Here is a 17,370-nt window from a genome sequence, read left to right on the forward strand (position 1 = left end):
GTCAGTCCCCTGCTGCCCGGCCCTTGAGGGCGATGATGCCGCGCGGGCGGAATTGGATGAAAAGGATGATGAAGAGGATCATATAGGTTTGGGCGGCCAGCGTGTTGGAGGGGTTCAGCCACTCGATCGCTTTTTGCAGGCCGCCGATCATGGTGGCCCCGGCCAAGGCGCCCCAGATGTTGCCGACGCCGCCGACGACGACCGTCATGAACGACTGCACGATGTAGTCGGTGCCGAGTTCGGAGGTGACCTTGGCAAAGAGGCCGATGGCAACCCCGGCGATACCAGCGATGCCGGAGCCCAAGCCGAAGGTCAGCATGTTGATCCGGTCGGGGTTGATGCCCATGGAAGCGGCCATCGCCGGGTTCTGCGTGACGGCGCGGACTTCCAAGCCAAGCCGCGTGCGCTTCATCATGTAGAGGAAGAAGGCGAGGAACAGCGCGGCCAGCGCGATGATGGCAAGCCGAATGTAGCTGATCGAGACCACGTCGTTGAAGGTCAGCGCCCCGCCAAGCCAATCGGGCGAGGTCAGCGGGCGGGCTTGGGTGCCGAAGATGTTCTTGAAAAGCTGCTGCAGGGCGATGGATATCCCGAAGGTGGCGAGCAGGGTTTCCAGTGGGCGTTTGTAGAGGTGGCGGATCACCAGCCGTTCCATCGCGACACCGGCCGCGAAGGTCACGGCAAAGGCGAGGGGGAAGGCCACGACCAGCGAAGCCGTGTAGCCGGGGACGATTTGCTGGACGACATAACCGGTATAGGCGCCCATCGTGATGAACTCGCCATGGGCCATGTTGATCACGCCCATCACGCCGAAGGTGATGGCAAGGCCAATGGCGGCGAGGAAGTAGATGGCGGCGAGCGACAGGCCGTCGAGCCCGAGGTCGGCGACCTGCATGGCTCCCACTTTCAGGGAAATCCTGTCGAGGGCGGCTTGGGCCGCGCTGGTGATCGCGGGATCAGCCTCGGTATAGACATCGTAGAAGCGGTGGGCGGTGATGGCGGCGGCCACTTCATCGTCGGTCGCAGCGGGGGGAACTTTTCCGGCGGTTTCCAGCACAGTGTAGGCGCGGTCGCGCATCGTCTGGTCAGAGAGCTGGGCAACGGGGATGCCAGCGACCGTGCCGTTCTCGATATGGGCCGCGAGGGCCTTTTCCTGATCGTCATGGGTGATGCGGGCGGGGGCAGAGCCGTCTGCGACCAGAAGGTCATAGGCTTCGACGGCGGTCAGATCGCGGCCGGGTTTGATTTCGCGGGCGATGTTCTTGCCCTCGACAGCGCCAGAGGCGGCAAGCCGGGTGGTGGCCAGCAGCGGCGTCAGCGCGGCGCGCAGATCAAGGCCGGTGTCGGCGCCGAAGCTTTCCATCGCCTTGACGCGGGCGGCGGTGTCGGCATCGAAGCGCAGGGTCAGCAGGCGTTCGAGCCGTTCCTTTTGCGCCTTGAGCGTCGGGTCGGTTTCGCTGTCGATTGCGGCGCGCAGGGGGGCCAGGCTTTCAGCGTTGGGGTCTTGTGCGATCGACGTCAGGGCGGCTGTGCGCTTGGCGGGGTCGGGGTCGGAGAGGGTGAACTGCACCAGCGCCGAGGAGATCAGGCCACGCACACCGGCGTTGGGTTTCAGCTCGGTGACGTCTTCCTTGGCGGCGGTGCCGGCGGCGGCGCCGGTCAGATCCGTCAAGGCGTAGCCTGCGGGATCGGGGGAAAGGAAGAAGAAGGCCTTGTCGGACTTGCGTTCGCCCAAGGCCTTGTTGCCCCAGGCCTCCAGCAGCTTGGCGGCCATCGGGTCACCCGAGGCGGCCAATTCGGCGATCACCGGACCGATGGTGGTGCGCGATGGTTTCTCGATATCGGCGGCATGGGCCGTGACGATCTGCGCCACCGTATCAGCAGCGGCAGGCAAGCACAGGCAGGCCATAGCAAGACCCAGAAGGAAAGCGCGCATGGGGGGAACCGGGTTCTGGGGGGTGGAGGGGCCGGGTTGGCCCCTCCGATCCGCTTAGTAGTTGGACTTCAGTTGCACACAGGTCTTGGTGTTCTTGTTGTACATGCCGCACTTCAAGGTCTTCCAATCCGATTCCAGCACGGCCGATTCCGGCAGGTAGTCGGTCCAGGCGTCGCCGGGGACCGGGTCGGTCTGGCTGATGATGTCGAACTGGCCGTCGGCCTTGATCTCGCCGATCAGAACCGGCTTGGTCAGGTGGTGGTTTGGCAAGAGTTCAGCCGTGCCGCCGGTCAGGTTGGGGAACTTCTGGCCGATCAAGGCGTCAAGCACCGGATCGACGTCGACGGTACCGGCTTGGGTGACCGCATTCACCCACATGTTGAAGCCGATGTAATGGGCTTCCATCGGGTCATTGGTGGTGCGCTTGTCGTTCTTGGTGTAGGCGTGCCATTCTTTGATCCAGGCCGCGTTGGCCGGGGTGTCCGCACTTTCGAAATAGTTCCAAGCGGCGAGATGGCCGACAAGGTTGGTGGTGTCCAGACCCGACAGTTCCTCTTCGCCGACCGAGAAGGCGCAGACGGGCAGCTTGTCAGCCTTGATGCCGGCAGCAGCGAGTTCCTTGTAGAAGCCGATGTTGGCGTCGCCATTGATGGTGGACAGCACGCCGACCTTCTTGCCATCGGCGCCAAGCGCCACGACGTCGGACACGATCTTGGCCCAGTCGGACTGGCCGAAGGGCGTGTAGTTGACGAAGATGTCTTCTTTCGGGATGCCCTTGGAGATCAGGTAGGCCTCAAGGATCTTGTTGGTGGTGCGCGGGTAGACATAGTCGGTGCCCAGAAGCGCGAATTTCTGGATGCCCAGTTCCTTCAGGTAATAGTCGGTCGCAGGAATTGCCTGCTGGTTCGGGGCGGCACCGGTGTAGATGACGTTCTTGGAGGATTCCTCGCCCTCATACTGGACGGGGTAGAACATCAGGCCGTTCAGCTCTTCCAGAACCGGCAGCACGGATTTGCGCGACACCGAAGTCCAGCAGCCGAAGATCGCCGCGACCTTGTCAACCGTCAGCAGCTCACGCGCCTTTTCGGCAAAGAGCGGCCAGTCGGAGGCGGGGTCGACCACGACAGCTTCCAGCTTCTTGCCCAACACGCCGCCCTTGGCGTTTTGCGCGTCGATCAGCATCAGCATGGTGTCCTTCAGCGTGGTTTCCGAAATCGCCATCGTGCCTGACAGCGAGTGCAGGATGCCGATCTTGATCGTGTCATCGGCGGCAAAGACGCGGGTGGTCATCAGCGGAGCGGCGAAGGCGGCGACACCCCCGGCAAGCAGCGAGCGACGTGTCAGTTTCATGGTTCAAGTCCCCTGTCAGCGCTGCCTTGAGCCCTTCCCAAACGGGAACGAACCGCTCATACTGAGCTGGCAGCTTTTGGTTGCACCCGTGCGGTGGTGATCGGCTTCCAACACGTGTCGCCACCGCACAATTCCCTCTCGAAGGTCTCCCCGAGCTAGGACAGGTGGCGATATCCCGCCGATCCGCGCAATGCGCACGAAAGTCGGAGGGCCATTGACGCGAGGGGAAGCGGGCTTTTGCCCCTTAATTGAGCAAAATTTCGCGCTGCAGTGCAGAAAACGAGCATGTGATGCGGCAGCGGGCCGCTCGGCTGGCGAAATCGGCGTTGAAAGCGTCGGAATCAGGCAAGGCGTCAAAGGAATGCCCCTATGGCGGCCCCAGGGGCCAGCCCCGGACCCCGGAGTATTTCCTGTCTGTATTCAAAACATCTGACGTACAGTTTCCTTAAGTCTGACAGTAGCCACCGATATCTAGGATTTGCCGGTAGCACGTAGGATTTGCTGAAAGCGTCACTGGGCCTTGGCGCCGTCGTGCCGATTGCGCCACCATCGTTGCACGGCGGAGGCACTGGTTTGGCGGTCGGGCGAGAAGTGCGTTTTCACCTCGCCGATGATCTCGGCATAGGTATGCAGGCCTATTCGCTTCAGGATGAAAGCCTCAAGTTCCGGGTTGCCTTCGATCTTGCCGAGCCGTCCGCTGCGATGGGCGCGACGGTGTGCGGCGAAGATTTCCACACGCGTTTGAAGCGGGTTTGAAGGCGGTTCGAACGGGGCTTTAACAGGCGTTGAAAGGCTGTCGTGGATGGCGGCCGCGATGGCGGTCAGCTCTGCCAGGGCCTCGCCCAGGTGATCACTGGCGGCGATGGCGCGGGCAGTCAGATCCGCATTGCGGGAATCGGTTGTCACTGGTTATTGTCCCTTCTGGCAGGCGTGACACGGTAACATTCTCCCGGCCGTGGCACGGTCCCTCGACCGGAGCGCCATGCGGGGTTTCCGGGCAACTGGGTTGGGGGGCCCCGCCGCCTGCCAGAAATGACGACCACGGCAATTCGGGGTCCGTGACGTCACCGAAAGGTGCCACGCATGAGGGGACGCCCGGCCCTCCGTCATTCTGCTAGGCGCCCGCGCCGTCTTCACTGGAACGCCCCGCGCAGAGCACCGGAGATAATGTCGAGAATGTCTGTCTCATCCTGTTGCGAGATACCGACGAAGGGCCTTGCCGAAATGTCGCCCCAAGGGGCAACGCCAGAGTATTTCCGACCGTTCTTGTCGGTCCCCGAATAGGCCCCAAAAGCGCCCTTCTTCACGTCGGTCTGCATGAAGATCGCGTAGAATGGACTCACGCCCAATTCGGCAAAATTGGCCCCAAAGGAAAAGTGCGGACCCTGCCCGACCAGCGCGCCCAAATGGATCAGCGGGCGGCGATCCACCCCCTCGCCGGAGGCACCATAGCGCTGATAGGTCGACTCCTTCTTCGGTGCCCAAGGCGTGGCATCGGGCGCCGGTCCGCCACGATAAATCCTGTCTTGAGTGGAGGGCAAAAGTTGCTCGCCAATATCTGACATGATGTCGCGCATTCCCCCATCGGAAAGGGTCTGCATCGCTTGAGCCAAGACCCGCGTTATCTCGTCAGTATTGAGCGTGACTTCGATCATTCCTTCCCCTTCTTCAGCCAGGGGCGCTCGGATACCTCCGTGACGCGGATCTGGCGGGCGATGGCGGCGGAAGAGTTGCCCTGCCAATGCAGCATGGCCGTCAGCCAGCGCTTCGCCAGAGGTATGCGGCGTTGCAGGCGCGGATACCCTGCAAGGGCTTTGGCCTTGTCATAGCCCAGAAGCGCCTCGTGGCTGGCGCGGCCCTTCGGATCGGCGGCAAGGGAAAGTTCTGCACCACCATAGGTCATCAGGAAGATGACGGCCAGCTCTGCGCCGAGAACCTCCACGTAAGGTGCGACCTGGGCGGTTGGGCCAGGCATGGGGCGGGCAACTTCGGTCTTGCTGGTTTCCGTCACGGTGCAGCGTCCTTTCAAGTTCGGGGGAAGCCCCCGACTGCCAACCAGGAGAGGAATGCAGCCGGAAGCCTCTTCACACCAGGTCCCAACCCGGCACGTCCGTCATGCCGGAGCGGGCTCGAAGCGCCCCCGCGTGATCTTCAGTTGCTCAGTGATCCCATCGGCAGGCCGAGCTACGCACAGATGGCGTCTGCGGCTTCGGAGCGATGCGAGCGGCGGGCGGTTGGCCAAGCACCTGGCCGACGATATCGCCGGATATCCCGGTCTGAAACTGTGACTTTGGCTCGTGCGTCGTGCGTCGTGCGCAAAATCGCGCACAACTTTTGTATTCTCGGCACGACCGCCCATTGATTTCATTACATAGTTTCTTGACAGCAAAACCTGCACACGCGCAAATCAGCCACTTTTCGCGCAAATACTATCAAACCCAATGAAACTGAGGTCATGCAAGTCATTGATTTCGTTCGAGTTTATTTCGCGCCACTATCAAACCTTCTGAAACGCGTCATTTCCAAAGGAGCAAATGGGGGGGGGCGGGGGCGTTAGTGCAGGTTGAGGCGGCTGCGATCGCCCAAGGCAAATCGGCGCAGCACGGCCGGGAAAAGGCGGTGTTCCTGGATCAGGACGCGGGCGGCGAGGGTGGCATCGGTATCGCCAGGCAGGACGGGGACGCGGGACTGGCCGAGGATCGGGCCGGCATCGAGGTCGGCGGTCACCTCGTGGACCGTGCAGCCGGCTTCGGTGTCGCCCGCGTCAAGGGCGCGCTGGTGGGTGTGCAGGCCGGGGTATTTCGGCAGGAGCGAGGGGTGGATGTTGAGCATCCGGCCTTCAAAGCGCTTGATGAAGCCGGGAGTCAGGATGCGCATGAAGCCGGCAAGGCAGAGGATGTCGGGATTGGCATCAAGGATCGGAGCGAGGAGCGCGGCCTCAAATGCTGCGCGGTCCTTGCCGAAGGGGCGATGATCGATGGCAGCGGCGGGCAGGCCCTGCCCTGCCGCCCAAGCAAGCCCCGATGCTGCCGGGTCGTTGGAGGCGATCAGGACGGGCCGGGCCGGGTGGTCGCCCGTCATCGACGCGACCAGTGCCCGCATGTTGGAGCCACCCCCGGAGATGAGGATGGCGACGCGTTTGAAGGCGAAGCCGCCTTCGGCTTGGGTCACAGCAGCTTGCCTTGGTAGATCACGCCTTCGCCCGGGACGATCTTGCCAAGCTGGACGACAGTCTCGCCGTGGTCGGCCAGAAGCTGGCTGACGGCCGCGGCCCGGCTGGGGTCCACGACAAGGATCAGTCCGATGCCGCAATTGAAGGTCTTGAGCAGTTCGGATTGCGCCATGTTCGCCGTCGTGGCGAGCCAGCGGAACACCGGGGGCAACGTCCAGGCGGTCAGGTCGATCTCGCAGGCGAGCCCTTCGGGCAGGACGCGGGGCGGGTTTTCGGTCAGGCCACCGCCGGTGATATGGGCCAAACCGTGCACGCCGCCCGCGCGGATCGCGGCCAGCGCCTGCTTGACGTAAAGCCGGGTTGGGGTCAGCAGGGCCGCGCCCAGAGTGCCCGCGCTGAAGGGCGACGGCGCGTCCCAGCCGAGGCCGGACAGTTCCACGACCTTGCGCACGAAGGAATAACCGTTGGAATGGACGCCATCCGAAGCGAGGCCGATCAGGATATCGCCTTCCGCCACGCCGCGCGGCAGGTCGGTGTCACGCTCCATGGCGCCAACGGCGAAACCGGCGAGGTCGAAGTCGCCGCCGTGATACATGCCGGGCATCTCGGCGGTTTCCCCGCCGACCAAAGCGCAGCCGGATTTCTCACACCCCAAAGCGATGCCTTCGATGATCGAGGTGGCTTGGGTCACATCCAGTTTGCCCGTGGCGAAGTAGTCGAGGAACAACAGCGGTTCAGCCCCCTGGCAGACCAGATCGTTGACGCACATGGCGACAAGGTCGATGCCGATAGTCGAGACGTTACCGGTGTCGATCGCAATCCGCAGCTTGGTGCCGACGCCGTCCGTGGCGGCGACCAGAATCGGATCCTTGTAGCCGGCGGCTTTCAGGTCAAACAGCGCGCCAAAACCGCCGAGGCCGCCCATGGTGCCCGCGCGGTTGGTTCGCTTGGCGGCAGGCTTGATCCGCTCGACCAGCGCATTGCCCGCGTCGATGTCGACACCCGCGTCCGCATAGGTCAGACCATTGTGTCCAGCCGTCGTCTTCACCGTCATGGCAGCCCCCGCAAATTCGGATTTGCCGCCCCTTTATCCGAAGCCCGCCCCCCCCGCAACCGCGCTTGACCATCCCGCCTTGACCGCCGGGGCCCGCTTGGCCTAATCAGGCCGCACGGGGGCCGGGTTTCAGGTTTTCGGATCGGTGGGCCTGTAGCTCAATGGTTAGAGCAGGGCGCTCATAACGCCTTGGTTGGGGGTTCGAGTCCCTCCGGGCCTACCAAACGCCATCTATTTCTCCTTATTTTTCAAGATGTTAGGGGAATTTTTGGCGAACCTATAGGGAATGTTCACCACGGTTTGTTCCTGATTCGGGCGGGAAAGCAGCTTGGAAAAGGCGGAATCCGCCATCCCTTCGCGCAATGCAGTCGCGGTGTAGCGTTCGACCTCAGCCAAAGTTTTATGGCCAGTGACTGCCATGATCTCATGCGCCGTTGCCCCGGCCTCAGCCAAGCGGCGGGCACAAGCCTTGCGTAGGCCATGCGCCGAACACTCCGGCAATCCGACTTTGTCGCACCACTCGCGCATCAGATTGCCAAGCCCATCTGGAGAACGGCCCTTGCCGTAGGCGGTCGCCAGAAACGGGCGGTCGTTCGGCAGTTCTGCCAAGACGGCCGCAAGGTCAGGGTGAATCGGGATGCTCACTAGAATGCCATTCGTGCGCATAGTCTTCTTGCGGCGATATTCCAGCCGGTCGCCTTTCAGGCTCATCGGACCGAGGCTCACCGCATCTACTCTTGCGGCCCCGGTGTAGAGCATCAGCGTTACGGCCCGGTGCGCCATCGTGCCGGGTTCGTACATGTCAAAGAATCTGGCAATCTCGCCTTCATCCCAAGCATGGAACCCGCTCTCGGCCACCTTGTAAGCCTTGGTCAAGCGCGCCGGGTTCGACTTGATCCAGTCCAGCGCGATAGCATGGTCCAGAAGCTGCGCCAGGCGCTTGCGCAAGTTGTTCGCCGCAGACGGGGTTTCCGACTTCTCGGCCAGAAAGCCCATGACGTGACGCCGCTCAAGCCGGTTCACCGGCTTGTCACCGTGCTTTACGCGAAACGGTTCGATCACGCCGCGATAGGTCTTCTTTGTCAATTCGGCCAATGATTTCCATTCAGGCAACAGATACCAAGCCGCGACAAGATCATTCACCGATCCCGGAATGGTCTTAGCGACCCCTGCCCCGGCTTTGACGCCGGTGCGATACTCTGCCACCGCAGCCTCATAGCGCCGCGTGAAGTCCTCGCTGCCGTAGTCGGTGCCGAGTTCCCGGCTGAAACCCTGGCCCTTGCGGTAGCGAAAGCGGCGAACGCCGTGGCGGTCGGTGTAGGGCGATGCTCCGGGAAATTGGCGCTTGTACTTCATTTCGCGTCCCACGGATTCGCGTCGAGATCAGCTTTTGCCTCGGTCGGTCGGGCGGTGATACGCTCCGGCTCAATCACGATAGTCGGGGCGGAAAACCCTGCATCGCGCCAAGCCTTCAGCAGCTTGGTCACGTCTGACTGTGTGAATGTGGCGCGGCGGTTTGCCATCAGCCAGCCTTCACCATATCGACACCCAAGTCTGCCTGTTGCGCAGAGCAGGCCACATATTTCTCTTTGTGCTTATCCCACTTTGCGGGTTGCAGGCCGCGCAGCACTTCCAACAGTTCCTTGCGGTTGTGGTGCCAAACCTTGTCACCCACCCGGAAAACGTTGCTTTCGACTTCAAATTCCTTGCCCACCGGCCAATCTTCATTGGCCGAGGTCATCGGGTCAGCCTTGCCGAGGTAGTCAAATGCGCCATCCGCCATCATGCACACCTCCCGACATAGGCCAGGAAGGCCGTGCGTTCGGCGGGTGACATGCGGTTGAAGCAGGCCAGCGCATAGGCCTTGATCTCGGCCTTGACCGCGAAGTCGGCCCAGTCGGTTGCCGCTTCCATGAGGCTGAAAAGCGGGACACGCGGTTGACCTGTGCCGAGGTCAATCAGCGCTGCTTCCATGATTTCGCAGGCGTCTTGCGGGTCGCAGTTTGCGATTGCCAGACACAAGGTTGTTGCGGATTCCGCCCGCTTGCGGTAGTTTGTTGGATCGATGTTCGTCGTATGCAGATCAGCCCCGGTTGCGCCCGCCAGCGCGCCGGGGTTTTCATTTGCGGAGTCTGAATGGTTCGCCAAGCGCCCATTTTGTTTAATGATTTCAAAAGGGCCTTTTTGGGAGTTCGTCATCGTAACAGCTTGATTTCCTAGCGGATTATCAAGCCCTCCGGGCCTACCAAATTGTTCTATTTGTTGTGGATAAACCATAACCGTGCTCGGTTTGACGGTTTTCGTGCTCACCCCTGTCACGTCTTTTCAGTGCGGGGTCGCATTTATCTTTCAAGCATTTGTTATTCAAAGGTTAAATATAGACATGCCACACGGTTCCCTTCTCCGTCAGACAGTGCAAACTCCGGATCTGGTTTTGCGGGAAATCAACGTTTTGACCGCATCACGCAGGTAGAGCCTCCCAAAATCCGCGCCTTTGGGGGAGAGCACAGCTACCTTTGCCCGGGCCTGAACTGCCGTCAGGTCGGGAATCGTTCGGCCCGTTTCCTCGGCCAACGTCCTGATTGTCACAAATCGTCGGTGGAATGCTGTGACATCATCAGGAGACATATAGGCTGTTTCGACCCGGGTCTTTCCCGGTCTGACCCAAGTTGCTGGTGTATGCCCCGCAAGGATCAGAGCCCGGAAGCGGCCCTTGTCCCGGATTTCGACGGACAGGCCAAAGGCTGTTGCGAGGATCAGACTCACTTTTTGCGGGTCAGGTATGGGTGCCAGCGGTTCCAAATCTTCCAGCCGAACCCGCAGGCCCCTGAACCGGCCTTCAGGCAAGACGGCGAGCGTCAGAACCCCCTTCCCCGCACCATCAATCAACAGCCGAAGCGAGCGGCCTGTCATGGCCCGAGCTATTAGCAGGCTTACCAAATCGGGGTCTTCGCCAGCCAACCGGGTCGCACCGACTGTCAGCCGATCCAGAAGACTCCTTGCTTCCACAATACTCCACCGCAGCCTGACGGTTTCGGACGGGTACCTCGGGATCAGCATGCCCTCTGCAACCAGGGTCGCCAGTTCGGTCCGGCTGGCCCCAATTTCCCGCATCAAGGTTTTCTGACTGACAAGCGTCGGCACTTCAGCAAGGAGTGCGGCATGGTCCACGGCACTGACGACGCGCCGGTTGGAAAAACGCGTATCACCCGAGACCAACGCGCCGGCTTCAATCAGGAAAGGTTCCAGCCGTTCCTCGGTCGTCCCGATCTCTGCCGCTGCGCTGTAAAGGGAATGCAGCCGGCGATGCTGCTGGACTTCACCCAGCACGGTCTTGCCAGCCGCCACGGGCCAGACAGAGAGAAGGCAAACACGAAGCAGGCTGCGGAACGGTTCGAATGCCGGATCATTGCGGTAATCCTGCCGCAATTTTGTGAATAGGCCCCCGAAAGCCGCTTGCGGTTCCAGCCACGGACCATCAGCAGCGTCGGCGAGCGCTTGAAACGCCGCAGAGATTGCCGCTTCTCCCTGGCTTGCCACGGCAAATCCAGCTTGCTGCGCTGAGCGCATGGTCGAAACCTCATCGTGTGCTTGAGCCCGCTGAAGGCGGATCAACTTCATGCCAAGAAGCCTCCAAAAGGCCGTTGCGGCATAGAGGCCATGATGTGCCAGCCAGGTAGAATCCTCTTCAGTTTCAAGACGCTTGTCCAACCAACGGTCATGATCGGTGGGCTCGCGTTGCGGACAATCGAATTCACCGGCCAGGCGTGCTGGCAGCAGTTCAGCAAACTAACCTTCCGTGACTGCTTTTCATATCCCTGCTGAAACGCCCGCTGCGGCGGGCTTTTTGCAGTTACGGACCCAGATAATTTCGGGTGCGCAGGGTTATGGTTTAGTGGCAGGTCACGCCAGTCCGGTGGAGCCGAAGCCGCCTGCGCCGCGGGCGGTGTCTGACAGGGTATCGACCTCGACCGGACGGACACGGCGGACGTCGGCGATCACGGCTTGGGCGATGCGGTCGCCATGGGTGAGGGTGACGGGGTTGGCGCCCAGCAGATACAGTCCGATCATGATCACGCCGCGGTAATCCTCGTCCACCGTGCCCGGGCTGTTGGGGATGATCAGCCCGTGTTTCAGCGCCAGACCCGAGCGGGGACGGATCTGCATTTCGGTGCCCTTGGGCAGTTCGACGGAAAATCCGGTTGAGATCAGCCGCATCTGGCCTTGGGCGAAGGTCACCGGACCGTCAGGCAGAAAGGCGCGCAGGTCCATGCCGGCCGCACCTGGAGTGGCATAGGCCGGCAAGGGCAGATCCGTGTTGCCGTCCATCCGGCGAAATCTGATGTCATCCATGCCGAAACCTCTGGGCTGCCCTGCGAGACTGCCGTTCTGCCGTCAGATCTTGCCGGCGGCAATCCACTCGTTGATCTTTTCTTCGCTGACCTCGAAGTGCATGGAATCCTCGCGGCCGTAAGCGGCGCCCCAGACCCAACCCTCGGCGTTGAAGAAATCGGACATGATCGTCAGCCCCAGCTGGGTGCGGCCATCGCCCAGCGTGTCCAGCACGCCGTCGATGTTGAGATCGACCGCCGTGCCGAAGGAATGGTTGGACACATCGGTTGTCGAGCCCCGGATATAGCGCACACACAGCGAGCCCGAGGTGTTGATGCGGGCGTAAAGGTCAGGGTCAGCGCGCTTGATGTTGTCAAACACGGTCTGCAGCGACTCGATGGCGGGTTTGAGCATCTTGACCTGCACCGGGCCCACGGTCTGATCCTCCAGCAACGCAGACAGGCGCGGGTTGGTCATCGGCTGGCAATCGGCAGACAGATCGTCGCGCGGCGGGCCGAATTTGCCGATCATGAACGACGGGGTCGGCACCGTCAGGCCCTTGTTCAGGTTGCGTCGGTCGGCCACCAGCACCACTTGCGCATAATTGCCCGAGATCGAGTTCTGGCCGTCCGGCGTCACGATCTGCAACGCATTGCCCGAGGCATCCACCGGGGCCGTGCCGACCTCGATCTTGTTGACGCGGTCTTCCAGCGAATCAACCTGATCGCGCAACTGGTTGACCACCTCTTTCAGGCTGTCCAGATCGCCGTGCAAAAGCTCGATGTCGATGCGGGCCTGATTGTCGACCGAGCCGTTGCCGCTGTGGCCGCCCGCCGGGAAGAACAGGGGAATCGACACCACGATCAGGGCCGCGATCAAAACCGAAACGGACAAGAGGATGGCGGGCAAGAGACGCAAGGATCACCTGAGGTTCGCGGGACGTCCCCCGGACCTTGCCGGGCAATCCAGTTAATCCCGCAAGAGGGGCGGCTGGCAAGCCACCTTCGCGCACCACATTCACAATGGCGCGATCACGGCCCGCAAAGGTTGGCCGGCACCCCGCCAAAGACGTTGTGACTTGCGGCAAGCTGCACTAAAGTTGCCAGATTGCAATCATTTCGAATTGCGAAAGGGATGCCATGAAACACGGTCTAAGCCTTGCGGGCGCGGCCGCGCTGATGCTCTGGGGTCTGAGTGCTGGCGCAGGCTTTGCTCAGGATGACAGCACACTGACCGCTGAACAACTCGCCGCCAAGTTTCAGGCGCAGATGACGCGCGGTCTGGTGATTGCCCCCACGGACGGGACAGCCGCAGCGACGGACCCCAACGCCAAACCGCCCGCCGATACGACCTATGTCGCGATGGACCCTTCGGCGCAGGTCAACATTCAGATCAAGTTCGACTTTGACAGCGCCGCGATCGGTGCGGGCGAGATGAGCAAGTTGTCGACCCTGTGCGACGTGATCAAAGCCTCGGACATCCCAAGCTTCAAGATCATCGGCCACACCGACAGTTCGGGCAGCGCAGGGTACAACCAGAACCTGTCCACCCTGCGCGCCGAAGAGGTGAAACGCCATCTGGTCGATGACTGTGGGGTTCCGGCTGAAAAGCTGGTCGCCATCGGCGTGGGCGAAGGCTTTCCAGTCAACGGGGCCGATCCCAAGGCCGACGTGAACCGTCGGGTCGAGTTCCAGGTGGGCAGCTAGGCCCATCCGGGTCGTGACAATGCGGCAAGGCAGAGGGCGGCATGGCGGAGTCAAAAGCGGGCGATATCTTCCAGCCGGGCGACCTTCTGAACAACACTTACCGGATCGACAAGGTCCTCGGGCGGGGCGGCACGTCCGAGGTCTACAAGGCGCGCAACGACATCTCGGGCCGCTTTGTTGCCATCAAGGTGCTGAAGTCCGAATTCGCCGGGGATGAGGCCTTCCTGACCCTGATGCGCCGGGAAGAGGAAATCCGCGAAATCCGCCACGACGCTGTGGTGCGCTATTCCGAAAACCATCGCACGCCCGAGGGGTTGGTCTATCTGGTGATGGACTACGTCGATGGGCCGGGGCTGGATTCGCTCTTGAAGGCCGGCGGTTTGCCCGCGCCGGATCTGGTGCGGATTTGCCGGAGGGTGGCCGATGGGCTGAAGGTCGCGCATGACCGCAAGATAATCCACCGCGACCTGTCACCAGACAACATCATCCTGAAGGCGGGTCTGCCCGATCAGGCGGTGATCATCGATTTCGGCATCGCCAAGGATGCCAATCCGGGCGCGCAGACCATCGTCGGCAATGAATTCGCCGGAAAATACGCCTATGCCGCCCCCGAGCAGCTGGCGGGCCATACCGACACGCGGTCCGATCTATATGCCTTGGGCGCCTTGCTGTTATCGACCTTTCGCGGCAAGCGGCCCGATCCGGGTGCCAATCCGATGGAGGTTCTGCGCAAGAAGCAGGAGCCGCTCGACACCTCTGGCGTGCCGGAACCGCTCAAAAGCCTGATCGACAAGCTGTCTGACCCCGACCCGGCCAAGCGGTTCCAATCGGCGGACGAGGTGCTGCGGGCGATTGACCACGGCATACCCGCAGCGGCCCCCGCCCTCGACGACCGCACCGTTCTGGCGCCCCGGGTGCAGGTGGGGGGCAGTGCGGCCGGGGCAAAGGCCCCGGTCAATCCCTATGTGACGGCGGCGAAGCCTGCAACACCACCACCTGCTGCGGCACCAGCCAAGTCATCTTCGCGCGGGCTGGTGATCGGGCTGGTCGTTTTGCTGGCCATCGGCGGCGGAGCAGGCGCGTGGTACGCGGGCCTTCTGGGCGGGCGGACCTCGCCCGCGGCGACAAGCACCAGCCAAACCGCGTCGAACCAGACCAACGCCACCAGACCCGCAACCGATCTGCCGGCAACCAGCCTGCCCGTTGCCGACCCCTTCGCCCTGATCATCGAACGTCCGGCCACGGGTGCGCCACGGGCGGTGGGCGATGTGCCCTCGGCCGAGGTGTCTGCCGCGTTGACGCAAGCCATGGCCAAGATCGGCGGTACCACCGATCTGACGGTGGCCAGTGGTGCCATCGGTGCGACCTGGGGAGCGGACGTGCTGGCGGTCGTCTCGTCGCTCGACAAAGTGGACTCGTGGCGGGTGGCGGTGACCGGCAACGACGCGGCAGTGACCGGCGCCACCAAGGATCCCGCCGTACAGGCGGCGGTGATGGCCGCAATCGGCACCCTGCCCGGCACCTTGAAAGGCAGCGCCAAGATCGACGTTGCAGCCCAGGTGCCCCAATTCCTGACCGCCGGGGCCCTGGCCCCGATCCTGACCGCCGAGGCCGATTGCGGCCCGCTGACGCTGGTTGATCCGCCCTCGGTCGGCTACGGCAATGGCCAGACGATCACCGTATCAGGACGATTGGCCAAGCCCGAACAACAGGTTGCCCTGTTCGACGCGTTGAAGGCCGTGGCCCCGAACCAGAAGGTGGACATCAAGGTCGAGCTTTTGAACCCCGCGCTCTGCCAGATCGAGACTACCCTGCCCGCCGCCCATGCCGGCAACTTCACCTTCACCTTTGGCTATGGCGACAGCACCGATGACAACCCCTCGGGCCGCTATTTCGTCGGCGAGAACCCGGTCATTGATCTGGTGATCCCGGCAGAGGTGACCGACGGCTATGTCTCGGTTGCCATCATCGACGTGTCCGGCAATGTCTATCACCTGCTGCCCAACCTCAATCGCAAGGAAGATTCCGTGGCGGCCCTGCGCAAGGGGGCAGCCGGGCCGGTCAAGGTGCGGATCGCCTATCCGCTGTCGGACAACAAGGACCCCTCGCACATCGCCTTTACCGTGGATGCGACAACCTTGGGCAAGTCCAAGGTGGTGGTGATCCATTCCGAAAAGCCCTTGTTCGCCGAGTTGCGGCCGACGACGGAATCGGTCGGCGGCTTTGCCGACGCCTTGAAAAAGGAGGTTGATGCCGGCACGCTGAACATCCTGTCGATCGACAGCCGCATCCTGACCAGCATCGCCAAGTAACACCGCGCCACGATAATTCTGCGAAAGATCACAAGGCCGGTCTGTCGCGGACCAAACCCGGACTTTTAGCGGAAGAGTTGCTGTACCGATTTTGCAGAAAGATCGGGGCCGTCAGACCACGTCCACCACGATGACCGAAACATTGTCGGCCCCGCCCCGGTCCAGCGCCATCTGGACAAGATTGTCGGTCACCACCTCCAACGGCACGCCCTGCAAGGCCGCCCCGAGTTCCGCGATGCCGGCATATTTGTTCAGCCCGTCCGAGCAGAGCAGGAACCTGTCCCCCGGCACCGCGTCGCCGCGCACCTTGTCCAGCTCCAGTTCTTCGCCCACACCGACCGCGCGGGTGATGGCATTGGCCTGCGGATGCTTGCCCGCCTCGTCCCAGGTCATCTGGCCGGATTCCACAAACGCCGCGACCAGCGAGTGGTCGGTGGTCAGAAGGTCGATCTTGCCCTCGCGCAGCCTGTACAACCGGCTGTCACCCGCCCAAAGCGCGCCAAAGTGGCCATCGGCCAGCACCAGGGCCACCACCGTGGCACCCATGACGGCATGGCGCCGCTCGGCTTCGGCCACGATCGTGGCATGGGCCTGCTGCAAGGCCTTGCGGATCGCCCCCAGCTTTTCGGTTGCAGGCAGGGTGGGCAGCGTCGCCACCGCATCCACCACCACCCGGCTGGCAAAATCGCCCCCCTCATGCCCGCCCATACCGTCCGAGACGACCCAGATGTTCTGATCCGGCAGCACCAGGATCGAATCTTCGTTGTGCTTCCGGACGCGGCCGACATGGGTGCGGGCATTGAAACGGATGAGGTCTGTGGTCATCGTCCGGCTCCGGGCTGGGAGGGGTCGTTCAGGTCAAACAGAAAATGCGCCACATCGGCCTGCGGCAGGCCAGAGGTCAGGATTAGTCGCGCCGCGCCATCGACCACCGCCTGCCAGGCGCAGGCGCGGTGCATCTCGCCCCCGGCCAAATCCAGCGCCAGATCCGCGCAAAACGCCTCGGGGCTGGTGTTGGACAGGACGAGGGCCGAGCCGAAGGTGCCGATGCTGCTGGGTCCGACCATCGGACGCAGGCTCAGCCCGGCCAGACGCGCCTGCAGGGCGTCCCGGGTCATGGTGTCGTCCAGACAATCCAGCGCCAGACCCTCCAAGGCCTCCAGCACCTCGGCCTGCCAGATCAGGTTGCGCAGGGGGGCCTGTTCCTGCGCGCCGGTCTGCACGGCCAGCGTCAGGGGAAACTGCCGCCCCACACGGTCGACCGAGGGCATCAACACGCCCAGCACGCCCTGCCCGCCCGCCGCACCCGGCGCCAGCGCAAAGCGCCAGACCGGGGCGGACATGTAGCAGCCCTCGAACTGCGCGCCCAAGCTGGAGCGGGCGGCCAGCAGCATCTGTTGCACCCAGCCGTCCCACGGCGTCACCATGTCTGACCCCAGCCCAAGGCGAAAGAAATCGCCTAGCGCGGGCATCTTGCCAAAGGCCCCGAATGTACCCATCAGCCCGGC

The 17,370-nt window shown here is 62.6% G+C and carries 18 protein-coding genes and 1 tRNA gene; 3 read left to right on the forward strand and 16 right to left on the reverse strand.

Features of this window, described 5'->3' with window-relative positions:
- Position 1: 1 nt before the first annotated feature.
- The 7 genes from urtB to purM all read right to left on the reverse strand — a co-directional run bounded on the left by urtB (position 2) and on the right by purM (position 7,512).
- Positions 2 to 1,936, reverse strand: coding sequence for an urea ABC transporter permease subunit UrtB (urtB, locus tag AC1Y2B_RS05505; RefSeq protein WP_482252061.1), 1,935 nt, complete (start codon positions 1,934 to 1,936; stop codon positions 2 to 4).
- A gap of 54 nt (positions 1,937 to 1,990) precedes the next feature.
- A complete protein-coding gene (urtA, locus tag AC1Y2B_RS05510; protein ID WP_482252181.1) occupies positions 1,991 to 3,226 on the reverse strand; it encodes an urea ABC transporter substrate-binding protein in 1,236 nt (411 codons plus the stop codon).
- Between the two features lie 570 nt (positions 3,227 to 3,796).
- On the reverse strand, positions 3,797 to 4,192 hold the full coding sequence (locus tag AC1Y2B_RS05515; RefSeq protein WP_482252062.1) for a hypothetical protein: 396 nt from the start codon (positions 4,190 to 4,192) through the stop codon (positions 3,797 to 3,799).
- A 227-nt stretch (positions 4,193 to 4,419) separates the two neighbouring features.
- Complete coding sequence (locus AC1Y2B_RS05520; RefSeq protein WP_482252063.1) at positions 4,420 to 4,941, reverse strand: phage virion morphogenesis protein; 522 nt, start codon at positions 4,939 to 4,941, stop codon at positions 4,420 to 4,422.
- Complete coding sequence (locus AC1Y2B_RS05525) at positions 4,938 to 5,297, reverse strand: helix-turn-helix domain-containing protein (RefSeq protein ID WP_482252064.1); 360 nt, start codon at positions 5,295 to 5,297, stop codon at positions 4,938 to 4,940. Before AC1Y2B_RS05525 ends, AC1Y2B_RS05520 begins: the two co-directional genes overlap by 4 nt.
- A 542-nt stretch (positions 5,298 to 5,839) precedes the next feature.
- Positions 5,840 to 6,457 carry a phosphoribosylglycinamide formyltransferase gene (purN, locus tag AC1Y2B_RS05530; RefSeq protein ID WP_482252065.1) on the reverse strand — a complete coding sequence of 206 codons (618 nt, stop codon included), beginning with the start codon at positions 6,455 to 6,457 and terminating at the stop codon, positions 5,840 to 5,842.
- A complete protein-coding gene (purM, locus tag AC1Y2B_RS05535) occupies positions 6,454 to 7,512 on the reverse strand; it encodes a phosphoribosylformylglycinamidine cyclo-ligase (RefSeq protein ID WP_482252066.1) in 1,059 nt (352 codons plus the stop codon). Before purM ends, purN begins: the two co-directional genes overlap by 4 nt.
- Before the next feature lie 147 nt (positions 7,513 to 7,659).
- Between purM and AC1Y2B_RS05540 the strand changes: the two genes are divergently transcribed.
- Positions 7,660 to 7,735, forward strand: a tRNA-Ile gene (locus AC1Y2B_RS05540).
- Positions 7,736 to 7,743: 8 nt separating this feature from the next.
- On the opposite strand, the gene AC1Y2B_RS05545 is transcribed toward AC1Y2B_RS05540, so the two are convergent.
- The 7 genes from AC1Y2B_RS05545 to AC1Y2B_RS05575 form a co-directional block, all read right to left on the reverse strand.
- A complete protein-coding gene (locus tag AC1Y2B_RS05545; RefSeq protein WP_482252067.1) occupies positions 7,744 to 8,868 on the reverse strand; it encodes a site-specific integrase in 1,125 nt (374 codons plus the stop codon).
- Positions 8,865 to 9,035, reverse strand: coding sequence for a hypothetical protein (locus tag AC1Y2B_RS05550; protein WP_482252068.1), 171 nt, complete (start codon positions 9,033 to 9,035; stop codon positions 8,865 to 8,867). Before AC1Y2B_RS05550 ends, AC1Y2B_RS05545 begins: the two co-directional genes overlap by 4 nt.
- A complete protein-coding gene (locus AC1Y2B_RS05555; RefSeq protein WP_482252069.1) occupies positions 9,035 to 9,298 on the reverse strand; it encodes a hypothetical protein in 264 nt (87 codons plus the stop codon). The genes AC1Y2B_RS05550 and AC1Y2B_RS05555 overlap by 1 nt, the downstream gene beginning before the upstream one ends.
- The gene (locus tag AC1Y2B_RS05560) at positions 9,295 to 9,822 is read right to left on the reverse strand and encodes a hypothetical protein (RefSeq protein ID WP_482252070.1); all 528 of its coding nucleotides are present in this window, start codon (positions 9,820 to 9,822) and stop codon (positions 9,295 to 9,297) included. Before AC1Y2B_RS05560 ends, AC1Y2B_RS05555 begins: the two co-directional genes overlap by 4 nt.
- Before the next feature lie 96 nt (positions 9,823 to 9,918).
- The gene (locus tag AC1Y2B_RS05565; RefSeq protein WP_482252071.1) at positions 9,919 to 11,223 is read right to left on the reverse strand and encodes a hypothetical protein; all 1,305 of its coding nucleotides are present in this window, start codon (positions 11,221 to 11,223) and stop codon (positions 9,919 to 9,921) included.
- A gap of 192 nt (positions 11,224 to 11,415) precedes the next feature.
- Positions 11,416 to 11,865 carry a dUTP diphosphatase gene (dut, locus tag AC1Y2B_RS05570; RefSeq protein WP_482252072.1) on the reverse strand — a complete coding sequence of 150 codons (450 nt, stop codon included), beginning with the start codon at positions 11,863 to 11,865 and terminating at the stop codon, positions 11,416 to 11,418.
- 42 nt (positions 11,866 to 11,907) lie between these two features.
- Positions 11,908 to 12,762, reverse strand: a complete 855-nt coding sequence (locus AC1Y2B_RS05575) for a M15 family metallopeptidase (protein WP_482252073.1) — start codon at positions 12,760 to 12,762, stop codon at positions 11,908 to 11,910.
- A gap of 221 nt (positions 12,763 to 12,983) precedes the next feature.
- On the opposite strand from AC1Y2B_RS05575, the gene AC1Y2B_RS05580 reads away from it, so the two are divergent.
- Entirely contained in the window at positions 12,984 to 13,550 is a 567-nt protein-coding gene (locus tag AC1Y2B_RS05580; protein WP_482252074.1) for an OmpA family protein, read from the forward strand.
- Between the two features lie 41 nt (positions 13,551 to 13,591).
- On the forward strand, positions 13,592 to 15,862 hold the full coding sequence (locus AC1Y2B_RS05585) for a serine/threonine protein kinase (RefSeq protein WP_482252075.1): 2,271 nt from the start codon (positions 13,592 to 13,594) through the stop codon (positions 15,860 to 15,862).
- A gap of 111 nt (positions 15,863 to 15,973) precedes the next feature.
- On the opposite strand, the gene AC1Y2B_RS05590 is transcribed toward AC1Y2B_RS05585, so the two are convergent.
- Entirely contained in the window at positions 15,974 to 16,687 is a 714-nt protein-coding gene (locus tag AC1Y2B_RS05590) for a PP2C family protein-serine/threonine phosphatase (RefSeq protein ID WP_482252076.1), read from the reverse strand.
- Positions 16,684 to 17,361 (reverse strand): type VI secretion system-associated protein TagF, encoded by a 678-nt coding sequence (gene tagF / locus AC1Y2B_RS05595; protein ID WP_482252077.1) that lies wholly within the window; start codon positions 17,359 to 17,361, stop codon positions 16,684 to 16,686. Before tagF ends, AC1Y2B_RS05590 begins: the two co-directional genes overlap by 4 nt.
- Positions 17,362 to 17,370 lie beyond the last annotated feature (9 nt).

It is taken from the genome of Stagnihabitans sp. (genome assembly GCF_964946895.1).